A 23,349-nucleotide genomic window follows, 5' to 3' on the forward strand; every position below is an offset into this window, starting at 1 on the left:
CAAATATAAAAAAATACAGGCACTGCCGAATGAAAATACTTTTAATAGGTGAATACAGCGGGTTGCACAATACACTGGCAGAAGGCCTGGCTAAACTGGGCCATGAAGCTGTAATTATAAGCAGTGGCGATGGATTTAAGAAATACGCCACTAATTATTCATTTGGAGCCAGCTGGTTCAGGAAACCTTTATTACATAAGGCAAACAAAGGGTTTATAAAATTTTTCGGTACTGATCTAAGCCGCATGGAGCAGGCATGGCATTTTTACAGGTTGTTACCAAAACTAAAGGGCTTTAACCATATCCAGCTCATAAATAGTGATGCCCTGGAAACAGCACCATGGCTGGCAAAACTGTTACTGGAAAAGCTATTAAAGCAAAATAACTGTACCATAAGCCTGCTGGTATGTGGCGATGAAACTCCGGTTATAGCATACGCGTTATCTGGTAAACTAAAGTACTCTATACTTACACCCTACCTAAACGATACCAGCCTGAAAAAACAGTTTAGTTATTCACTGAAATATATTGAAAAAGGCCACAGGCAACTTTTTAACTGGATTGTTTTACGAGCGCAGAGTATTATAACGTCTGACCTTGATTATGAAATACCCATGCAGGCTATGGGCTATACGACTCATTTTATAGCTAATCCTGTTAATACCGATAAGATTACCCCTAACCAGCCTGAAGTTAAGGATAAGGTGATTATATTTTTAGGGATAAACAGGCTGAGTTACGTAAAGAAAGGGATCACTTTTTTTGAACAGGCTTTGGAACAAATCCGGAAAAAATATGCTGATAAAGTTGAAATTATAGTTACCGAAAACGTGCCGTACCAGGAGTATATAAACCTGTATAACCGCGCCCATATTTTACTGGACCAGGTGTATGCGTATGATCAGGGATACAACGCCCTGGAAGCCATGGCAAAAGGCAAAGTGGTTTTTACCGGTGCCGAAACCGAATTTTATGCTCACTACAACTTAACCGAACCTGTAAACATTAATGCACTGCCTAATGTAGATTCCTTGGTTACAAGCCTTAGTTACCTCATAGAAAATCCTGCTGAAATTACCGCGATAGGCAAAAGAGCAAAAGATTTTATAGAACAGGAACACAACTATGTAAAAGTAGCAGAGAAATATGTTAGTGTGTGGACGGAGCAGTCAACAAGGTAGTAAGCGTACTGTCTACAATTACCGAACATTTTTTTGCTCCCACACTATTCAAATGGTCTACGTCGTAAAAATCGGTGTTAGAGAAACGTTTGTCTTCAAACAGGTAAAGGTATTTTACGTTATCAAAGCGTTCCATTCTATGACAAACTTCTTGTATCTTTCTCAGGCGCGCAGCATCGGCATAAGCCCTATAATGGTCTGATACCGGCATAGTAACCAGTAATACCTTAATACCTTTTTGTTTTGCCGATGTTATCAGTTGCTCCAGTAATAGCGTATTTTCTTTTAGCACTACATCTTTCGTCGTGTGCTTTTCTACAATTACCTCACCCATGTGCGGATTGCTAAACTCAGTACTGGTACCATAGTGCATGGCGGCACCATTACCTGCACACTCAGCCAAAGTACCTTTGGCTCGGTACATTTTAATATTCTCCTGTGTAAGGTTAAAACGTACCGAAAGTGCAAGGCTATAATTTTGAGGGTTTAATGAATTTATACCGGGTACATCAAGCTTGTAAAAATGCCTGTAAAAATAACGCCTCCACATTAGTTCGGGGTCGTCTACAGGGCGCTCACCCAATGTAAAATAATCAACCAGCAACACCAAGGCTTTCACATCTTTATTTTTACTGATATATTGATCAAAAATCAGTTTATCAATGAGTAATGGCTGACTTATATTGCTGGCGTTATATGCATTATTTTTCATATATTCAGGATGCAGACCGTAAAAAGCATGTGAATTCCCTAACAGGTACACCTCAGCATTATTGTATTCTATGAGTCCCTTGTATTTTTCAGAATAATTGTTTGGCACAAAGCGGTACATACACTCTATAGCCCCCCATAGCAGTATGAATGGTAATAAAAAAAGGGTCGATTTTCTTAAAAACTTTTTCATGCTAAAATTGGAAATAAATAAACTGCGCCTCGTATTCCATAAACAACAAAACAACTACAATTAAAGCGTAGTATACTCCTATCCGTGCATATGCAGGCATAATCTTATGCAATGAAGCCAAAGGATATTCATCCCTGCGACCCAGCCAGTCGACAACTATAAAAGCAGCTATAATTACCAATAGTTTTTTTGGTAAAAACTCAGGCATAGAAAACAACGATGCCGAAAAAATTCCTTTTAAAATTGTTACTGCCTGTGTAAAGCTTTCTGCCCGAAAAAACACCCACGCAAAACAAACCTGTGCAAATGTAAACACTATACTGCCAAGGTTTTGTAATTGCGGTACACTGCCTACTGATGCCCGGTTTCTGTTCATAAGCAATAATGTTATAAAAAGGCAGGCATGCACAAAACCCCATATTATGTAGGTGCTGTTTGCGCCATGCCAAAAACCACTAAGCAGGAAGATGACAAATACATTTCGTAATTGTTTTAACACACTTCCTCTGGAGCCTCCCAGCGGAATATACACATAATCCCTAAACCAGGAAGAAAGCGAAATATGCCATCTTCTCCAAAAGTCGGCAATATCTGTAGCGAAATAAGGATAATTAAAATTGCGCAGCAAATTTATACCCAAAAGCTTAGACACCCCCGAGGCCATATCAGTATATCCCGAAAAATCGGCATAAATCTGGATAGAAAAAAAGAAAACTCCCAGCGCCAAGCTACTGCCATTATACGGATGCCCCTCTACAAAAACTTTATCAGCGTAGTGGGCACAGTTATTAGCTATTACCACTTTTTTAAACAATCCCCACAAAAACTGCCTCAAACCATCGGTGGCTAACTCGTAACTAAAAACACGTGGTTTAAGTAATTGCGGAAGTAAATGCGTGGCACGCTCTATAGGCCCGGCAACTAATAATGGAAAATAAGAGACAAACAATGCATACGTGCCAAAATTACGTTCGGGTTCTATGCGACCTTTGAAAATATCTATTACATAAGAAAGCCCATGGAAAGTATAAAACGAAATACCTACCGGCAGCACTATGGAAAGTGATAACGGAGAAATTTTGTAACCAAAAAAAGTAAAGGCCTGCGAAAATGACTCTGCAAAGAAATTATAGTATTTAAAAAAGAAGAGAAACCCAAGGTTAATGACTATGCTTATTGTAAGCCATAGCTTTTTACGGTTTTGCTGTGCAGTAAATATCAGGTGTCCCGTAGCATAATCAAGTGCTGTAGAAAATAACAGTAAAAACAAAAACCGCGAGTCCCAGCAGGCATAAAAAAAATAGCTGGCTACCAGTAAAAATACGTTTTGCTGTTCTCTCTTTTTAAAAATAAACCAGTAACCGGTAAATACCAGCGCCATAAAAAAAGGGAAATCGATTGAATTAAACAGCATTAGAATATTTTTTTACTAAAATAAACAACCATATAAATGAAGTATACAAAATACGTGAGACAATGTGCCATAACAGCACCTTCTGCGGCAAAATGGTTTACAAGGTAAATACCTGCAAAATAAAATATACTAAAAGACATTACCTCAGTAATAAAATACTGTTTTATAAGCCTACGTGCCAATATTTCCTGAGCTAAAATTTGCGACGCTACCTTAAACAAATCGCCCAATAACTGCCACACAAAGAGGCTTTCCATGGGTAAAAAAGCTTCTGAAAATATTGTTTTAATCACCAGTCCCCGCAATATGTACATAACAAGTAAGCCAAAAGCAAAAACAGGTATAACAATTTTATAAAAGCTGTGCCAAAGTTTTTTTATCTCTCCATCGGTCTTGGCTTTAGACAACATAGGAAACAGATAAACGCTTTGCAATGTAACAGCAAACATCAGGTAGAAGGACGATATACGGTTTATGCCCTCCCAATAGCCGGATTGTTCCATACCTACAGTTTCTGAAATATGGTTACGGAGGTTAATATAAACTGCGATACTAAGCAGGGAAGTAAATATGCCCATAAAACTATAAGCCGACAACTTATTTAGCATATCAGGCTTAAAATTAGAGAACCGAATTAAGCTAAAGCCTCCTAACTTTTTATAAAAAGGATAAATAGCCAGAAAAAATACAACGACAGGGCTAAAGATAAGCCCTAAAAAAGCACCTTCTATCTTAAAGAACCATATAAGCACTGCCGACATTGTTACCCCAATAGTATTACCAAAAATATTGATAAGAATAACCCTTTTGTATTTACCCAGCCCATTTAAAACAGCAGTTAGTAAAATACTGCCGGTATAAAGTGGCAATGCCGCAGCCAGAACTCGAAATACCCAGGCGTACTGAGCAGTACCGTTAAAAGCCCATTTGCTCCAAAAAGCAGCAGGAATAAAGAGTACCAGTGCAAAAAAGGCTACTGCTACAAGTACCGTAACAAAAACGGTAGACAGGACATACGAAAGTTCTTTTTTATCCTCTTCATATTCGGCACTGTATTTTACAATACCGGTTTGCATACCCAGGATAGAAAAAACATCGGTAAATCCCAGCACATTTCGTAACCCACCGGTAAGCGACATACCTGCCGGCCCCAGCGTGGCCAGCATTTTACTCGCCAAAAAGCCTCCGGCTATACGCGTAAGCACACTAACGGAGTTTAACGACGACAATCGCACCAGCTGATTACCCGATATTTTTTTGAGTATGCTCAATAGGGTTTGTTTAAGTTATGGCAACAATACAAAATTTTCTGTAGCTACGTCATAAAAATCGTGAGTTACGGATGAAGCCCCAAACGATTCTTTCCAAAACGAAAGGCCTCCATTAAGAAACCTGCCACCATCCTCATTAGAAGAGCCAAAATCAAAATACTTACTCTCCCTAAAAATATCTTTTATTAATACAGAAAATAGAAAATCTATACTACCCAACACATTCTTTTCGTCATTTCCGGATATGTACTGTACATGAACCACAGTATCGGTAACAAAAACGGTACTCCCTGCTACCAGTTTTCCTTGTTGAAAAACATTAAATTGTCTTATATTTTGTGGGAAGCTGTCTTTAAGAAGCTTCATTTCCAAGGCAGTATGAACAGGTTTTGCCTGATGACGAACCTCAAGGTTAGGTATTAGTATGGTGTTCCAAAAGCCTTCAAAATCTTCTGTTTCCTGTACTTCAAGATTATGTTTTATTCCTTTCTGAATACTTTGATTTTTATTTGTAGTAAAAACTGCTTTATCAGGACTTTCTATAACCGAAAGCGTATCGCGCCGTAAAAGGTTAGCATTAGCTAAGAATAATGCATACTCCATTTCCTGTGCCGGCTTTTTATGATAGATATAGGGAATGCATTTCAGTAAAATTTTTGTAATGCCTATATTGTTACAATATTCCAGTAACGCCTTAAAGATACCCAGCACACGTTCCTGACGGGTTTCTAAGGGTAAAACCAACCCTCCATAGGTGAGCCCCCTGTGCGAGTACAATACATCTTCCTCAATATTTGCAGGCAGAAGCCCTACGAGTTTTTCACCATCAAATATTAGGAGAGAATGATCCGTAAAACGGTCGGCATGATATTCCATAAAATCACGATGGAACAAAAATGTGCCGTTTTTTGAAGCGGCAACAAATTCGTTCCACAAATGGTAATATTCTTTACTGTAGCGTACTATGCGATACATGCCTTATTGTTTTTGTAAAACCACCTCACCCTTGTCGTTTATGTATTTGTAAAGTCCGCCGGGACTATGGGTAAGCACATAACTATCGTTGGCTTCGGTGTGGTTAAGATATTTTTTATCCTGAGACAGATATGCAAATATAATCCTGAAAAGATTAACAGACGTATGCAGCTTGCCATCATATTCCCGGGCTTTTTCATTCCCCCATTTTATAGCCATCATGCTGCCAAAGATGCTCTTTACCAGCAGTGGATCTTTTGTAAGTGTCATGCTTTGCAATGTATGGTCAAAGCCTACAAAGCCGCCATGGTCTGCACCAATAATTATCAATGCATCAGGGTCTTTTTTCTCAATATAAGACACCACTTGCATGAGCCATATATTTGTTTTCTGCAAACGCTCCAGATACCATTCCTTTTCCGAAGCCTTCCCCCTTTTACTAAAAACCGAGACGTGGCTTGGGGTCATTTTTTCTATAAAATAAAACTGCGGTCCCACAGTGGGCTTCACTTCTTTTAACGATTTAAAAACATCCCTTTCAAGCCCCATAGCATCTTTAAGATACGGTAATTCGTTATAAGTAAAGTTACAAGTGTCGTAACCCAGCTTTGGCCTGTTCATAATAAGGTAAGGCTTTTCGGTAACGAAGTGGGTGGTATAGCCGTTGTTTTTTAAAATATGTAATACCGGGTTATCCCCTACTATAATACGCCTTGCCCAAAAGTCTTCTATATCCTGGCGGGCATAATGATGGCGCATACTAAATGCCGACGTATTAGATAACAGCGTAGAGTTATAATTCGACCTGAAATCTGGGTATACGGTAAAACCTTCTACCGAAAGGAATTGCTCAAAATTCTTATTATCAAAATTATAATTAGCATCCTTCAGGTTTGCAGGACTTGCGTAGCCATCGGGCTGTATGTAGTAGATGTTTGGTTTCGTTTTAAATTGTACCTGCTCTAGGTCATCGGGTAATTTTCTCCACGCATCTGAAGCAGTGGCATAATTATAAATGTTACCAAAGAATGTAGGCAGGCTGCAGGCCGCCATTACAAAAAGCAGTACTATAAAAAGTTTATGGTAGCGGGCAAACTTTTTTGCTCCCGCGAAAAGAAGCACAATGGCAAGCCCTAAAAAAAAACTTTTGCGTCGTGGTCCGGCAATAATTAGCTGCAACAAAAAAAGCACAACGATAAGAGGTACCGCTATAAACAGGTAGTGCTTTCTGTAACCTAAAAGTGTAGGCAATGTAAACAATCTGTAACCTAAAAGTAACACTACTGTAGGCACTACAAAATAATACGCTATAAATACTCCCAGTTGTTCCCATGACGAAGCCAGCCCAAAGTTTTTAGAGTAATAATACAGTAGCATATATACCCCTATAGCTATTCCGCTCAGCAATATTCCATCTTTAGGACTGCTGATAAATGCCAGGAGTTTTTGCCGTATTTTTTCCATAATGGGTTAGTGTCGTTTTAAAAGGTACAAGGTACGGTGGGTACCAGGTATGGCTATTTTGTCTTCAATACTAAAACATTCAGTATAGGCTTTCTCAAAATTATCAAGGTTATAATAGCTGAAATGCTCTTTAAACTCACGCTTGCTGTCCAGCAGGAAAGTAACCCATGAATCTTCTCTATCAGGGAATTCAATTATAAGATAAGGCGAAAGCGAAGCAAAGTATTTAGCTGAGGCATCAAACGGTACATTACCGGTAAGGGATATATGATGAATAAGTGCCAAAGCCATGGAAAGGTCGAATTTTGCATTTATCATCCTGTCCTTTAAGGCATCGCGCTCAGTGTTATTAAACCCTATTGCCGGAGAAGGTTCCAGCAGGTTACTTACCAGTGGCAATATATTTTTCTCTTTCTCAGCCAGTACCTTAAGATAATTAGCATTTACGGCATTGGCATCTATATCGGTACAAAGCACAAGATTAGCATTGGCTGCTACTTCGCGGGTAAAAGTACCGTCGTTACCGCCGTGGTCTATAATACGTTGTGCACCCGTTTTGGTGGCCCAGCGGGTAATTATATCTTTCTTAAAGGTAAAAGCGCTGTCAGTATAATTAGTTGTATTATAATAATCCTGCCATTCGGTATTTTCCCTGCACTCCAGATTACTTATATAATCATACAGGGCATCAAGAATCTTCAACTGTTTTTCTTTTGATAAAGAAATAGCCTTACTCCCTGTTTTTTTATCACCTTCATATTGTGTATCATACTTAGCGGTTAGGAACAGGCTTGTATACAACAATGGACTGAACCGTGCTTTAAATGGCAGCAGTTGCACTACCTTTTGCAGTGGCATACCATCTATATACTGGCGGAGTATTTGCAACATATCGTTACCGTAATACTTAGCCAAAACAAGCGGCGCCAAAAAGTGCATCAGGAATTGCCTGTAGGCGCGCCACGGAGTATCCTCGGTATACTTTTCTATAGAAAGTGTATCTACAAATACAGGCCCTCCGTTATGAAAGGTAATATTAAATGCAGTTGCATCTTTAAGGCTAAAGCCCTGTAGCAGGCAAAAACGCTGTAACTTAAGGGTATGCAGCGCTGCGTGCTTGTACTGGCTGAAACTCCACTCGTACGGATACGAAAAAAACGGTATAGTTTCGGCCTTAAGCAAAATCCTTTCGGAATTAGCTTCAACTTCTTCATGAGAAATCAGCAAACCCTTACTGATAAGGGTATCGTACAATCCTGCCGATTTAATGGCGTTGTACTCGTTAAAGTATGCAGGGTTTATGTGGCGGTATACCGCTCCGGCTTCTGTAAATACATACCCGGACGGATCCCTGAAAGAAGAAGGGTGCCTATGCTGCGTCATTATTATCTGTATCGTCTATATTCCCCATAAGGTTGTCTTGCTGTTTTTTACCAAAAACAGAGCGCACCGCAGTTACAATTCTTCTGTAAAACAATGCTATAGAAGCACCTACAGCTACAATAGCCTGAACAATAAGTGCGCCGGTACCCGGGTCAAAATATAAAGGGAGGAATTTCATAACAATCCGTTTAAAAAAAGGCTAATATAATATTAAATTCAGTTTTTTGGTTAAACCCATCCTGATTTAACGCGCACAGTACATATATTTATTTGGTATTAGCATATTTTTCATACTTTTAGGAAAATTATTTCCGCTGTGAAGAAACCAATACAATACCTTCTTTTTATCCTGTTTTCCATTACCTGCATGCAGGCACAGATACCCGTTACCCTATACGAACAGTTTAACGGAAATTATGATTTTACTTTTGTAGGGAATACACTTAACCCCTCTGAAAATAACCTGCTGGGTTCAACCCCTTGTACCATCCTTACAACCTCATCGGCCGACTTGAATCTTGGCTCAGGCGATACCGTAATGAAAGCTTACTTATACTGGGCCGGTTCGGGCACAGGAGATTATGATATAAAACTAAACGGCACGGATATAACAGCTACACGTACTTTCCCGGTACAGGCAGTAAATACCGATGGTGCCACCAGAGATTATTTTAGTGCATGGGCCGATGTAACATCATTAGTGCAAACCACAGGTAACGGCACTTATACGGTTTCTGACCTAGATCTTACAGCAGTGGTAAGCCAAACCCTGTACTGTGGTATAAAAACCAACTTTGGAGGCTGGGCAATTGTTATTGTATATGAAAACCCTACTTTGCCCCTTAACCAGCTGAACCTGTATGACGGGCTTGAATACGTACCTTCGGAAATAAACATATCGCTCCCAAGCCTTAATGTTATTGACAATGAAGGAGCTAAAATAGGCTTCCTGGCATGGGAAGGCGATTCTAACCTTTCGGTAAATGAAACATTGAGAATAAACGGCAACGTACTTTCTAACCCGCCACTAAACCCCTCTAATAACGCTTTTAACGGTACCAATTCCATAACCGGGTCTAACCAGCTGTATAATATGGATTTGGACGTGTATGAAATTCAGAACTTTATACAAATAGGCGACCAGACTGCCGAAATACAGCTTACATCGGGGCAGGATTTTGTAATGATTAATGCGGTAATGACCAAGCTGAACAGCCAGCTGCCCGATGCTACCATAACCGTAGAAAACATAGACAAAACCTGTAACTCAAGAAACCTTGTGGTGCATTACACGGTTCATAACGTAAACAGTACCGATGTGTTGCCGGCAGGCACCCAGGTAGGTGTATACGTAAACGGCGACCTGCTTACCACATTCACCACCCTTAACGAACTGCCGGTAGGTGGCAGTGAAAGCGGTGTAATAAACCTACCCATACCGGCAGGCTACCCCGATGATTTGCAACTGCTGTTTGTGGTTGATTACAACTTTGGAATTACCGAGACTGATGAAACAAACAACAGTTTTACCGTAAACGAAACCCTGATTTCGCAGGCAAACGTATCGCCGGGTAACCTTACCGCTTGCGAAACGGCACCGGGGGCTAATACAGGGTTCTTTGACCTTGTTGCTTATGCGGCTTCTATTGCCGATGACCCTACTGATGTAGTTACCTTTTATACCTCTATGGCCGATGCACAGATGCCACAAAACCCTATAACACTTAGCAATGCTTACCAATCGGGGCCGCAAACCATATACGTCCGTGTAGAAGATGCCAGCGGTTGTGTAGGGTACGGCTCGTTCCAGTTACTTATAGACGACTGTTTGTTCCCTGATGCCGTAATTACAGCTACAAACCTTATACAAACCTGTAACAGCCGCACCATAACCGTAAGCTATACCGTAAGCAACCCTAACGGGCTCGATGTAATACCTGCCGGCACCCCGGTAGCTGTATTTGCAAACAACATACTGCTTACCACAGTAACAACCACCGGAATTATTCCTATTGATGGCAACGAATCGAACACAGTAACCATAACCATACCTAACGGTGTCCCACTGAGTTTTAACCTCGTTTTCAGGGTAGATTACGGCAATACCGTACAGGAAATAAACGAGACAAACAACAGCTTTACCCTGCCGGTTACGCTATGGGTATCGCCAGTATTGCCGCAACTGATACCAAACCTTACTGTGTGTGAAACCGATAACGGTACTAACATAGGTATTTTTGATTTTTCGGCTTATGAAACATCGCTGAAAGACAACCCTACGGATGTGGTGACTTTTTACACCACCCAGGCTGACGCCGAGGCCGGAGTTAACAACATTACAAATCCCGACAACTACACCTCAAACGGAAATAACCCACAAACCATCTACGTCCGCCTTCAGGATGTAAACGGCTGTTACAGCATTGGCACCTTTAACCTGATAGCCATAGACTGCCTGTTCCCAGACGGGGTTATTGCCATAAACAACATTGCACAGCAGTGCGACAGCAGAGACATTACTATAACCTACACCGTAGGCAACCCGGATAGTTTTGATATTCTTCCGGCAGGCACCACTATAGCTGTTTATGTAAACGGCAGCCTAAACACCACTGCACAAACATCGGCCGATATAGCCATAAACGGTACCCTACAGCAAACCATTACCATAAACATACCTGCAAACCTGGGGTTGGATGTAGAGGTGGCCCTGGCAATAGACGACAACGGTACGGGTACAGGCACCGTTCAGGAAGTACACGAAAACAACAACCTCAGCGGCATTTACAACGTGTCGTTATGGGTATCGCCGGTATTACAGCAGCCTGCCGATATAGAGGCCTGCGAAACGTTTAACGGTTCGGGTGTGGGTAGTTTTGATTTCTCCGCGTACATTACTTCGCTTAAAAATATTTCTACAGATACAATAACCTTCTATGCTACCCAGACAGATGCTGATAACGAAACCAACCCTATTCCTGATCCGCAAGCTTACGTTGTAGCACCCGACACCAAGGTATATGTACGCCTTGAAGACGAACACGGTTGTTATGACACCAAAGTGTTTACGCTAAAAATAATAGACTGCTATTTCCCTGATGCTACCGTAACCATAGACGATATTTACAAACAATGTAACTCGCGCATACTGCACATACACTACACCGTAAGCAACCTTAACGGAACCGACGTTCTGCCGGCAGCAACACCGGTAAGCATTTATGCTAACGGGATTTTCCTTGACTATACCGAAACCATTGAAGACATAGCCATAGGCGAAAGCGAAAGCAATTACATAACCGTTACCATACCGGTAGGCATTCCTCTTACCTTCGATCTTACGTTTGTAGCAGATGATACCGGAAACGGAACTGGTATTGTAATAGAACTGGACGAAAATAACAACGGTTATACCACTGCTGCCGAACTGGTATTGTCTCCTGTACTGGCACAACCCGATGACATAGAAGTATGCGACCAGGGCTTTGGGGTAGCTACATTTAATTTTTCGGCTTATGCTGAAAGCCTGAAAAACTACCCTAACGAAACGGTTACCTTCTACACATCACAACAGACTGCCGACCAGGACCTTGACCGCATTTACAACACAACGGCTTTCCAGACTACTGAAAATCCGCAGCGCATATATGTAAGGCTGGATAACGGCACCTGTTTTGAGGTAGCGTCATTCCTGTTGCGAACCAAAAAATGTAAACCGATTACCCACAACTACATAACCCCTAACGGCGACGGCTATAACGACAGCTTTTTTATAGAAGGGCTACGTAATATATTCTTGAACTTTACCTTGAAGATATACAACCGCTGGGGTAATCTTGTATGGACCGGCGACCACAGCCAGGCCGACTGGGATGGCATAGCCAATGAAGAAAAAGTAGGTACCGAAACCACTACGGTACCAAACGGCACCTACTACTTTGTACTGGAACTGCACGACCCGGATTTCCCGGAACCTATTGTAGACTGGATTTATGTAACACGATAAAAAACAAAGGGCCGCTTTTCTGCGGCCCTTTCTATTGGTAAAATGTATTACTTCAGTAATTCTTTAACTGCTGCTTCCAGCTGTTGGTCTTGTCCGGCATTGGTTTTACCCGGTTCATTTTTTACCTTAACATCCGGTTCCAGCTGGAAGTTTTCCATCAGCCTGTTTTCTTTAACGGTGCGCATACCTATTTGCGGTATCCCGAAAACGGTTTTACCGTCTATCATTCTCTCCCACCACACTGCGGTACCCGTACCCGGAACAGGCATACCTATAAGCTTACCTATGCCAAGGGCTTTATACGTATACGGAAACATATGCGCATCACTGTAATTGCCTTCGCTTATCAGTACCGCCGATGGTTTTTGCCACTTAAACAACGGTTCGCTACCCATCTTTTGTCCTCTTGGCTCAAAAGACATATAAGGCTTCCCGCTTAAAAAAGTAGCAAGGTCGTCATGCAGCCATCCTCCGCCATTAAAGCGCGTATCTACAATCAGTGCCTGAGCATCATTATACTTACCAAGGGCTTTTTCAAAAACCTCCCTAAAGCTTTCGGAATCCATACCCCTAACGTGTACATAACCTAGTTTTCCACCCGAAAGGCGTTCTACATCTTTTTCCCTGTTTTTAACCCAACGGTCATAAGCAAGGCCACTCTCCTGAGATAAGGTAATGGGTTCTACGGTTTCGTTCCAACGCTTATTAGCAGCGGGGTCATAGAAACCTACCAAAACCTTTTTACCCGCCTTATGGTTCAGCAGGGCATAATAATTTTCGGAAGGGGAAATTTTTACGCCGTCTATAGCTTCTATAATGTACCCTGCCTTAATTTTTTGTTTGGTTTTAAACAAAGGGCTGTGTTCTAACACTTCCACTATTTTTACACCGTCGCCATTGTATGTATTGTCTGTATAAATACCCAATGATGCTGTGGCATCGTCTCCCGGAAAACGGGCACGGAATCGGGCGCCGGTATGCGATGCATTAACCTCACCCAGCATTTCACCAAGCAGGTCGGCAAAATCAACCGAATTGTTTATATAAGGCAAAAACTTAGCATATTCATTTTTATAGAAATCCCAGTCTACCTCATGTAAATCTTCAAGATAGAATTTCTTTTTAAACTGTCTCCAGGCGTGCTCAAACATATAGGCACGTTCGGCAGTTTCGTTCATGTTCATTTCCGCAGAGAAACTAACCGGTTCCTTTTTACCTTCCTTAGTACTTATTTTGGCAATGCTTCCGCCTTTATCTATGAGGTAGATGTTCTCCTCTTTTTTATCGAGAATCAGCCTGCTGTCCTCAGCATTCAGGTTTGTAAACAACTTTGTTTCCTTTTCCCTGAACTTAGTACGCCAAAGGTTAGTACCTTCTTCAAAACGTGTAAGGTAATACAGGTTTTCAGCCTCATTATCCAGCACAAAATCAGAAAGTTTAGAAGAATGGATTGTCAGCTTTACCTTTCTGTCCTGTAGGCCTTCAAAATCTATTGCAAGCGCTTTAACAGGAGCTTCTTTTTCCTCAGTTTTCTTCTTATCCTTTTTGTCTTTTTTATCTTTAGACGCTTCTTTTTCTTTTTCTTTCTCTTTTTTAGCGTCTTCCTGTTCTTTCCACAGAGCATATTCGGCTTTGCTCAGCTCAAATTTCTTCTGTGCATTCTCAGTCAGGAAAATGGCATACACATCACTCTCAGAGCCCCAGCTGCCGTGAGAACGGTAGCCTTCTTTATCGGATGACCAATACACCATTTCGCCACCCATACCAAATTTTGGCTGCCCGTTATTATAACCACTCTGGCTAAGGTTTATAGGCATTTTACCATCATTTACATTTAGCAGTCCTATATCGGTATTCCATCGGTTATAGGCCAGGTAGGTTACCAATAACCACTTACTGTCCGGGCTCCAGGTAAAATACTGGTCGCCGTCGCTGTAAGAGTAGTTATATTTACCTTCTAATACAGTACGTACGGCACCTGTAGCTTTGTTTTTTATTTTAATGGTAGTGCGCTCCTCTAAAAAAGCTATCTCTTTACCATCGGGAGAATACTGCGCCTGAAACGACTCCTTACCCGAGTTTACAATCGCGGTTTCCTTAAACTGCAAAGCATCAAAAAAGTATTTATCGTCTTTGTTTAACAAAGTGGTTTCGTAGATGTTCCAGCAGCCATTTCGTTCACCGGCATATAACAAACTGCGGCCATCGGGACTAAACTCTACATTTCGCTCCTGTTCGGGCGTATCGGTAATCCTCTTTGTAATACCAAACTCGGTACTTACCACAAATACTTCACCATGGCTTATAAAAGCAGCCTCCTTGCCGCTTGGCGAAATGGTAAATTCATTAGCTTCACCCCTAACGGTTTCTATAACTTTTTCGTTATATCGTTCATCGCTTTGCAGCTGTATAGCTACTTTTTTAGGCTGACCGCCTTCTACCTGGGTATAAATTTCACCATCCCACGTATAACAAAGTGTACCGTTACCTGAACGGCTCAGGAAACGTACGGGGTGTTTTGTAAAATTGGTAACCTGCTGGGCACCGCTTTCTTTATTGGCATTTAGTGATGCTTTCCAAACATTAAAGTTTCCTCCCCTTTCACTAAGGAAAAAGTAATTATTACCATCAGCAAAAACCGGGTTACGTTCTTCTGTATTGGTATCTGTTACAGGATAAAATGTATTAGATTTAATATCATACATCCATAAATCACGGGTAACAGACGATGTTTGGTGCTTTCGCCACGGGTCTTCATACCCTTTACGGTCATGATAAAAAATACGGTTACCGTCTGCACTGAAAACCGCATCTTCAGCCGGAGTAGCTATTACACGCTTTTCCTGCCCTCCCACTGTTTTTACCTCATACAATTCGGGCAAATGCGGCGATGGAAAAATAGACGATGTAGCATCATCTAAGCGGGTACTGGTAAAGATTACCCTATCTCCCGAAGGGCTGAAATCAGAGGGTACATCATCTGCCGAATGATACGTTAGTCTTTTTGCTACACCGCCACCCGTGGGTATAACAAAAACATCTTTGTTACCATAACGTGTTGATGAAAATGCTATGTGGCTGCCGTCATGGCTCCATACAGGGTTAGCATCATAGGCTTCATGTAGCGTAAGCCGTATGGCCTGGCCTCCGTTTACAGCAACTTTAAATATATCGCCCTGATACGAAAATGCTATTTCCTGACCGTTAGGAGAGATGGCTGCATTTCTTAACCATTTTGGTGATGAACCCTGTGCTGTAGCCCCCTGGGCGAAAAGCCCGAAACCGGTAAGCATACATGCATACGAAAAGATTTTTCTCATTTTTGATTGATTATTTAAACAAATATATCACATTGCTATAAATCTTACACTTAGCAGCTAACAATTATGAAAAATACACATTGCTTTTCACTAAAAAAGTTGAGATAAAAAAAATCCATTGTAACCTGAACAAACAAGCAACAATGGATTTTAATATGTATGTAAAGATTATTTAGTGGCTTCCCAGATCGGCAAGGTAACGCTCGGCATCAAGCGCAGCCATACAGCCTGTACCCGCTGCCGTAATGGCCTGGCGGTATACATTATCCTGAACATCTCCGGCAGCAAATACCCCCGGCACGTTGGTTTTAGTAGAACGGGCTTCGGTAATAAGATAGCCTGTTTCGTCCATATCAAGCTGGCCTTTAAAAATATCGGTATTCGGCTTGTGGCCAATAGCAATAAATAGTCCTGTAATGGCTATATCGTGCTTTTCGTTAGTTTCATTGTTCACAATACGAAGTCCTTCTACAACCTGGTCGCCTATTACCTCATCTACCTCGCTGTTGTATAGTACAGTGATATTCGGGGTATTGTTTACACGGTGTTGCATAGCCTTACTGGCCCTCATAGCATCCTTACGTACCAGCATGGTAACGTTTTTACAAATATTAGCCAAATAGGTAGCCTCTTCAGCAGCGGTATCACCGGCTCCTACTATGGCCACATCCTGCCCACGATAAAAGAAACCATCGCATACGGCACAGGCCGAAACCCCACCGCCACGCAGGCGCTGCTCACTTGGAAGTCCAAGATATTTTGCAGTAGCACCCGTAGAAATAATTATAGTATGGGCAAGAATTTCCTTGTTGTTGTCTACGGTAACTTTATGCCATCCGCCCTCTTCTTTGGTAAACTCTACAGCGGTAACCATTCCTATGCGTACCTGCGTACCAAAACGCTCTGCCTGCTGTTGCAGCTGCACCATCATGGTAGGGCCGTCTATACCTTCGGGGTAACCCGGAAAGTTATCTACTTCAGTTGTAGTGGTTAGCTGTCCGCCCGGTTCCATACCGGTGTACATTACAGGGTTCATATCAGCGCGGGCTGCATATATAGCAGCAGTATATCCTGCGGGGCCCGAACCTATAATTAGGCATTTTATTTTTTCTATTGAATCTGACATAATATTTTATTGGTCAAGGTTAAAAAAGCTCTGCAAATGTAAGTTATAAATACAATAAAATCTAACCGGTGCCATCCGTTTTGACTATTGGAAAATAAAATTTACTTATACTGTTTGATTATTAAAATAAGTTACTATATTTGCAACCGCTTTCCGATAGCACGAGGGCTTGAGGAAACGCAGCGGGGTGTAGCGTAGCCCGGTCATCGCGCCTGGTTTGGGACCAGGAGGTCGCAGGTTCGAATCCTGCCACCCCGACTAAAAAGCCTTCAAAGGCAGTCAAAAACCCGCAAATCATCAGTATTTGCGGGTTTTTTGTTTTTATTTCATACCAGTAAATACCAAAGAATATCAATCTGAATGTGAGCAATTGCGTGAGCGAATTTGAAGTTTTAAATTTACTCACCTATTAGTGGTTAAAAAACTGTAAAACAATTAATTGAGTCAGTTATTTTAATGCTTTTTGTTACGGTTTGGTACCCTTTTTATCCGCTTTCTGTGAGCACTTTTGAGCAGGTTCGGGCAAAATGTATCAGTTTAACCCAAAATTTATTTGGTATGAAAAGCAAGAACACATTTGGCATCCAGTTCGTTATCAGGATGCCTAAACAACAAAAGAATGAAAAAGCGACCGTTTATGCCCGCATTACGGTAAATGGAAGAAGGTCTGAAATCTCCCTTAAACAAAAAGTACAGCCTAAAGATTGGGATGATGTGAAAGGGCGTGCAAAAGGCAAGCGTGAAGAGATCATAAAACTCAACAGCCATATTGAGCGCGTACGCACCATTATAGCCGACGGCTATAATGACTTGGTACAACAACGTAAGACTGTAACAGTTGATGCAGTTAAGTCCTTGTTTGTTGGTGGTGACGAAGAAACTATGACACTTGGTAAACTCATAGTCTACCATAACCAAGAGGCAACCCATAAACTTGCGCTTGGCACCATGAAGAACTACCATACCACCCAAAGGTATATTGAAAAATTCCTGAAGGATAAGTACAAGCGGAATGATATTGCCCTTGCAGAACTCAATTACCGCTTTATAATGGACTTTGAGAGCTATCTTGCTACCTATGTACCCCAAGACCACCAAAAGCCCCTTAACAACAATGGTATTATGAAGCATATTGAAAGGCTGCGCAAAATGGTAAACCTTGCTATTACCTTAGACTGGCTGCCTAAAGACCCTTTTGCCAGTTTTAAAAAGCATTTTGATAAAGTGGAACGCCAATGCCTGAATGCGGAAGAACTTGCAAGCCTTGCGAACAAGGAATTTAAAATTGACAGGCTGGAGCTTGTGCGCGATATGTTCTTGTTTAGCTGTTATACTGGCCTTGCCTACATTGACATGACACAACTCACCAAAGAAAATATCATCAAAGGTATTGACGGTGGGCTTTGGTTGTCAACCAGCAGGGTTAAAACAGACACGAGTGTCCGTGTACCGTTGTTGCCACAGGCAAAAGTATTAGTCGATAAATATAAAGATGACCCAAGGGCACATTACAGTAGTACGGTATTCCCTGTTATCTCTAACCAGCGTATGAATGGTTACCTGAAAGAGATTGCAGATGTATGTGGTATAACCAAAACACTGACGTTTCATATTGCCCGCCACACGTTTGCAACAACCGTTACCCTGAGCAACGGTGTACCGATTGAAAGTGTATCCAAGATGCTTGGGCATACCAGTATCCGAACTACCCAGATTTATGCTAAGGTTGTTGAAAGTAAATTGAGCGAAGATATGGGAAGGCTACAGGAACGTCTGAATGTCGCTTTAGGATAGAAAACACATATTTGAAAAGCGCAGACACCGTCTGCCCAATTCACAGGAAAATAATTTCGTATCTTTGTTAGAGGCAGTCTTTTAAGGCTGCCTCTTTGCATTAGTGTAATTTGTAAAAAATACCGCTATGAAAGATACCTATTTCAAAATACGCCGTCCATTTACAAGAAGACAACACCGATACGATATTGGCAGCCCTGTGGGCTTTTGGAACCTATATGATGATAACCATTTTTTAGCAAGGTTGTATCAAATAGGTAATGAAGAACAGGAAGCGTTTTATGGCTATCATTTACAACATGCAGTAAGTAGCGGTAAATGTTCGGAAGCAGAGTTTTATGCCCACGTGCGTGAAATTGTAGCTGACCATATTGAAGCGTTACGAAAAGAATCTCCATTTTCCCGTAATCACGGACGTAACCGGGCTAACCTTAAAATGCTGCGGATATTCCGGGATTATCTAATCTCTATAAATACTTATGGATACCTTGACCCTGTAGACATTACCATTACCCGCTACAATACAGAAATAACCGAACTCAAAAAACAACTAACCGGAAAAGATGAAGCTCTAAAAGCATTAAAAGTTTTTGAGACCGACCAAAAAATCAGAATTACTAAAGGTTACCTTTATGCTCTCGTTGACATTATTCAACAACTTGGCGAACTCAGGCTTCCTGATAAAGATGGAGAAAGGCTTTTACGTCCATCTACTGAAATGGTGTGGGTCAAGATAATTTGCAAGTATTTTCAGCATGGTGAGGAGGAAATAAGTTTGCAAACTTTAAGAAGCTATTTCCCAGCAAATAAGAATAATCCAGGAATAAAGTATAGAGAAATTAATAAAAAGCATAAAATTTTTCAAGTCTCAACAGTTAATAAACCATTAGAATTTTAATAGTAAAATACAATTAAACAAAAAAGCTGCCATAATTTGATATTAAATAACTGTTTATAAGTGCTATATAGCTGAGTTATACATTTCTTTAATAAAAGTCTTAATTATTTTTTTTATGAAAATTGAATATCTGTGAAAATTTTATATTTTAGTTAATTTTATTAACCTTACAAAATTCCTTAATCCTCCAAAGGAAAACCTATGGATAAGATTACCTATATAGACTTATTTGCTGGTGCTGGGGGTCTATCTGAAGGCTTTAAAACAGCCGGATTCGATCCTATAGCGCACGTTGAAATCGACCAAGCTGCATGTAAAACGCTTACAACACGTTCTTCATATCATTATTTAAAAGAACAAAATAATTTAGAAATTTACAATGACTATATTACAGGTGTTATAGGTCGAAAAGAATTGTATAAATACATACCTAATGAAATAGCAGATAGTATTATAAATTTAGGTATTTGTGAAGAAAATAACTTAGAGATATTTAGACAAATAGATAACCAACTTTCTATAAAGGATATAAAAGAAGTTGACCTTATAGTAGGTGGGCCGCCTTGTCAAGCGTATTCTTTGGTGGGGCGTGCTAGGTCTGAACATAATATGCGCAGAGACCCCAGGAATTTTCTATATGTTCAGTATGCAAATTATTTGGAGCGATATAACCCAAAAATGTTTGTTTTTGAAAATGTTTTAGGTTTACTATCAGCTGGTAGTGGCATATATTTAGAAAATATGCGAAAGCTATTCAAGAAAAAAGGATATTCAATTGAGATTTTCCGGGTTAATGCCGAAAATTTCGGCGTTCTCCAAATGCGCAAGAGACTGATCATTATTGGTTGGAAAGAAGATTTTATACCTAATATTCCAAACTTCGATCGATATAAGTCAGATATAAACTCTTTTGTAAATAGTGCTTTTGATGATTTACCTGAATTAGAGGATGGCCAAGGAAGTAAAATTTGCACATATTCCTCCATTAGTAATAAGTATCTTGAAAAGGCGGAAATCAGAAATGGAAATGAATTCATAACACAACATGTTACACGGCCACACACAATACAGGATAAAGAAATATATAAGATTGCTGTTGATAAATGGAATAACAAAATGGAAAGGTTGAATTATAATGATTTACCTGATAGATTAAAAACACATAAAAACCGGACATCGTTTGTAGACAGGTTTAAAGTAGTAGCAAATAATTTACAATCATCACAAACAGTTGTCGCCCATATTGCTAAAGATGGACATTATTACATTCATCCAGACATAGAGCAAAACCGATCTATAAGTGTACGTGAGGCCGCTAGATTACAATCATTCCCTGACTCATTTTACTTTGAGGGAGTAAAAGAAGGAACCAACAGAACTGCTGCTTTTAAACAGATTGGCAATGCAGTTCCACCATTAATGGCAAAAATAATTGCTCAACAAATTAAAGAAATTCTATGAGCTATACCAAACGAAACATCAAAGCAAAAAGTCATATCCTGAGTCTTTTAGGAGATGAATTAATTGGTAGCGATAGCTTGGCAATATTCGAACTAGTGAAAAATGCTTATGACGCTGATGCCGAAAAAGTCACAATTTCTTTTTTGAATTTAAATCAGCCTAAACAGCAAATTGTTATTGAAGATGATGGTCATGGTATGACTAGTCAAGTGATTGAAGATGTGTGGTTGACAATTGGTACAGACTTTAAGAGAGGAATCAATAGGAAGGAAAGTAAAAAATATAAGAGAGTTTCTTTTGGAAATAAGGGTGTTGGACGGTTAGCAGTACATAAACTGGCTAAAAGGATTACATTAGAAACACAAGCAGAAGGAGAAATGTTTTCTAGCCGAATTGTAATTGATTGGGCAAAACTTATTTCTTCAAAAGAATATATTCAGGAACTTGAAGTGAATGTAGAGACTGTCCCAGAGCCACTTTTTAAAAAGGGTCAGGGAACCAGGATTATTTTGGATAAATTAACAACGGAGAAATGGTCCAAGAAAGCTCTAAATGATTTAGTACGCAAAATAGAGAATATCAAAAATCCATTTACCCCTAATGAGAACTTTCAGATTGAAGTTAGAGCAAATGATTTTCATCAGGAATGGATTAATGATGTTTCAAATGCCGATGAAATATTAAAAGACAGTTTATATTGTTTTTCATTCAAAATACAACCAACTAAAGGGGAACGATCTGATTTTGCAAAATTTCTTTGGAGATACAGATTCAATCCTCCTACAGCCACAAAAGTTGCAAAAAAAACCAGGCGAAATAATGATTCTATAACCTTTCACATAGGGGATTTATTTAAAGAACTTTTAGAATACGATGAATCAAGCAGATATCTGTTAAATAAAGATTTAGATGGCATAGGTACAATTAAAGGCAGATTCTATGTCTTCAATCAAAATACCAACTTACTGAAGATGAATTTTGGAGGACAGATTAATGCAGTAAAACAATTCATTAAGGATAATTCAGGAGTAAAAATCTTTCGAGATAATATTAGGGTATATAATTATGGAGAGCATTATGACGATTGGTTGGGGCTTGACTTAGACAAAATTCAAAGAACAGGAGACCATTTTGGAAAAAAAGTTACAGTAGGAGCAGTTGAATTAGATTTACGTTCCAGCAATGAAGGATTGATAGAAACCACTAACAGAGAAGGTTTCATAAATAATACCTTTTTTGTTAAATTTCAACTTTTAGTTAAAGAAGTATTTAATTTCTTTGAGAGAGAAGCCGAATCTGATAAGGATCTAATAGAAGAATTTCTAGAAGGTACCCGCCCAATAAAAAAGGTTGGTTTTGGAGAAACGATTAAAGAACTTGAAGAAAAGATTAAGGATAAGGAGTTAGAAAAAGAACTTAAACCTTTGTTGACTCGGGTAGACAAAGACTACACTGAAATGCGTGATATTATGGTTAATTCAGGTATGACGGGCTTAAATTTAGGTGTTGCTTTTCACGAGGTTGATAGAGAGATTAGGTTCATCAATGCTGATCTTAATCGAAACGATGTCAACATAGAGGATGTTAAGGACAAAGTAAGAAACTTGATACAAATTCTTGAAAGCTTGTCTCCCATTTTAAGACAGAATAAGAGTTCATTATCGTCTGCGAAGAAAATAGTAGAAATAGCAAAAAGACGGAATATCAACAGGTTTAATTTCCACCAAGTAATATTTTCATCACCTTTATTAACTGGTGAAAGTGAAGATTTTGATTTAAAAGTACCTACAAACCTATTAATTTCTGCGATTTCTAACCTTATCGACAATTCAATTTATTGGGTAAAATCAAAAGAAGATTTACTCAGAAGCATAGATTACAAACCGGCTATATATGTTGGTACTGATTTATATAGTTTTGAAGGCCCTGCAATCGTTATTGCGGATAATGGACCGGGATTTACTATTGATCCTGAATATCTAACCCAACCCTTCAAAACAAAAAAAGAGGGTGGCATGGGATTAGGGTTATATTTTGCTGACTTAGTTATGAATATGGTTGGAGGAAAACTACTTTTTCCTGATAATATTGATTTAGATATTCCACAGGCGTATGATGGGGCCTGTATTGCTTTAGTATTCCCTAAATAATC

15 protein-coding genes and 1 tRNA gene are annotated in these 23,349 nt (G+C 39.9%); 7 read left to right on the forward strand and 9 right to left on the reverse strand.

Annotated elements, in window-relative coordinates; translation table 11 throughout:
* The first annotated feature begins 29 nt into the window (after positions 1–29).
* Complete coding sequence (locus ACLI1A_RS06100; protein WP_411407163.1) at positions 30–1,181, forward strand: glycosyltransferase; 1,152 nt, start codon at positions 30–32, stop codon at positions 1,179–1,181.
* Here ACLI1A_RS06100 and ACLI1A_RS06105 read toward each other — a convergent pair.
* Genes ACLI1A_RS06105 through ACLI1A_RS06135 form a run of 7 tightly spaced genes read right to left on the reverse strand, consistent with a single transcriptional unit; the run spans position 1,150 to position 8,770 of the window.
* The gene (locus ACLI1A_RS06105) at positions 1,150–2,085 is read right to left on the reverse strand and encodes a hypothetical protein (RefSeq protein ID WP_411407165.1); all 936 of its coding nucleotides are present in this window, start codon (positions 2,083–2,085) and stop codon (positions 1,150–1,152) included. The two genes, ACLI1A_RS06100 and ACLI1A_RS06105, sit on opposite strands and share 32 nt — an antisense overlap.
* Before the next feature lies 1 nt (position 2,086).
* Positions 2,087–3,499, reverse strand: coding sequence for an MBOAT family O-acyltransferase (locus ACLI1A_RS06110; RefSeq protein ID WP_411407167.1), 1,413 nt, complete (start codon positions 3,497–3,499; stop codon positions 2,087–2,089).
* Entirely contained in the window at positions 3,499–4,770 is a 1,272-nt protein-coding gene (locus tag ACLI1A_RS06115; protein WP_411407169.1) for an O-antigen translocase, read from the reverse strand. The genes ACLI1A_RS06110 and ACLI1A_RS06115 overlap by 1 nt, the downstream gene beginning before the upstream one ends.
* 15 nt (positions 4,771–4,785) lie before the next feature.
* Positions 4,786–5,745, reverse strand: a complete 960-nt coding sequence (locus ACLI1A_RS06120; RefSeq protein ID WP_411407171.1) for a GNAT family N-acetyltransferase — start codon at positions 5,743–5,745, stop codon at positions 4,786–4,788.
* Positions 5,746–5,748: 3 nt separating this feature from the next.
* Positions 5,749–7,209 (reverse strand): hypothetical protein, encoded by a 1,461-nt coding sequence (locus tag ACLI1A_RS06125; protein WP_411407173.1) that lies wholly within the window; start codon positions 7,207–7,209, stop codon positions 5,749–5,751.
* Between the two features lie 6 nt (positions 7,210–7,215).
* Positions 7,216–8,592, reverse strand: a complete 1,377-nt coding sequence (locus tag ACLI1A_RS06130; RefSeq protein WP_411407175.1) for a class I SAM-dependent methyltransferase — start codon at positions 8,590–8,592, stop codon at positions 7,216–7,218.
* Positions 8,579–8,770: a hypothetical protein gene (locus ACLI1A_RS06135; protein ID WP_411407177.1), complete on the reverse strand. Its 192-nt coding sequence runs from the start codon at positions 8,768–8,770 to the stop codon at positions 8,579–8,581. Before ACLI1A_RS06135 ends, ACLI1A_RS06130 begins: the two co-directional genes overlap by 14 nt.
* 138 nt (positions 8,771–8,908) lie before the next feature.
* Between ACLI1A_RS06135 and ACLI1A_RS06140 the strand changes: the two genes are divergently transcribed.
* Positions 8,909–12,598 (forward strand): CARDB domain-containing protein, encoded by a 3,690-nt coding sequence (locus tag ACLI1A_RS06140; protein ID WP_411407179.1) that lies wholly within the window; start codon positions 8,909–8,911, stop codon positions 12,596–12,598.
* Positions 12,599–12,645: 47 nt separating this feature from the next.
* Here the strand turns inward: ACLI1A_RS06140 and ACLI1A_RS06145 are convergent, their stop codons facing one another.
* The gene (locus ACLI1A_RS06145) at positions 12,646–15,918 is read right to left on the reverse strand and encodes a S41 family peptidase (RefSeq protein WP_411407181.1); all 3,273 of its coding nucleotides are present in this window, start codon (positions 15,916–15,918) and stop codon (positions 12,646–12,648) included.
* Between the two features lie 172 nt (positions 15,919–16,090).
* On the reverse strand, positions 16,091–17,044 hold the full coding sequence (gene trxB / locus ACLI1A_RS06150) for a thioredoxin-disulfide reductase (protein ID WP_411407183.1): 954 nt from the start codon (positions 17,042–17,044) through the stop codon (positions 16,091–16,093).
* 183 nt (positions 17,045–17,227) lie between these two features.
* Here trxB and ACLI1A_RS06155 point away from each other — a divergent pair.
* The 5 genes from ACLI1A_RS06155 (at position 17,228) to ACLI1A_RS06175 (ending at position 23,347) form a co-directional block, all read left to right on the forward strand.
* Positions 17,228–17,302, forward strand: a tRNA-Pro gene (locus ACLI1A_RS06155).
* Between the two features lie 300 nt (positions 17,303–17,602).
* Positions 17,603–18,838 (forward strand): site-specific integrase, encoded by a 1,236-nt coding sequence (locus tag ACLI1A_RS06160; RefSeq protein ID WP_411407185.1) that lies wholly within the window; start codon positions 17,603–17,605, stop codon positions 18,836–18,838.
* 127 nt (positions 18,839–18,965) lie between these two features.
* On the forward strand, positions 18,966–19,736 hold the full coding sequence (locus ACLI1A_RS06165; protein ID WP_411407187.1) for a hypothetical protein: 771 nt from the start codon (positions 18,966–18,968) through the stop codon (positions 19,734–19,736).
* A 201-nt stretch (positions 19,737–19,937) separates the two neighbouring features.
* A complete protein-coding gene (locus ACLI1A_RS06170) occupies positions 19,938–21,197 on the forward strand; it encodes a DNA cytosine methyltransferase (RefSeq protein ID WP_411407189.1) in 1,260 nt (419 codons plus the stop codon).
* Entirely contained in the window at positions 21,194–23,347 is a 2,154-nt protein-coding gene (locus ACLI1A_RS06175) for an ATP-binding protein (protein ID WP_411407191.1), read from the forward strand. Before ACLI1A_RS06170 ends, ACLI1A_RS06175 begins: the two co-directional genes overlap by 4 nt.
* Positions 23,348–23,349: the final 2 nt, after the last annotated feature.

Origin of the sequence: Flavobacterium sp. RHBU_3 (genome assembly GCF_046613565.1) — a bacterium.
In the GTDB taxonomy this organism is placed as follows: Bacteria; Bacteroidota; Bacteroidia; order Flavobacteriales; family Flavobacteriaceae; genus Flavobacterium.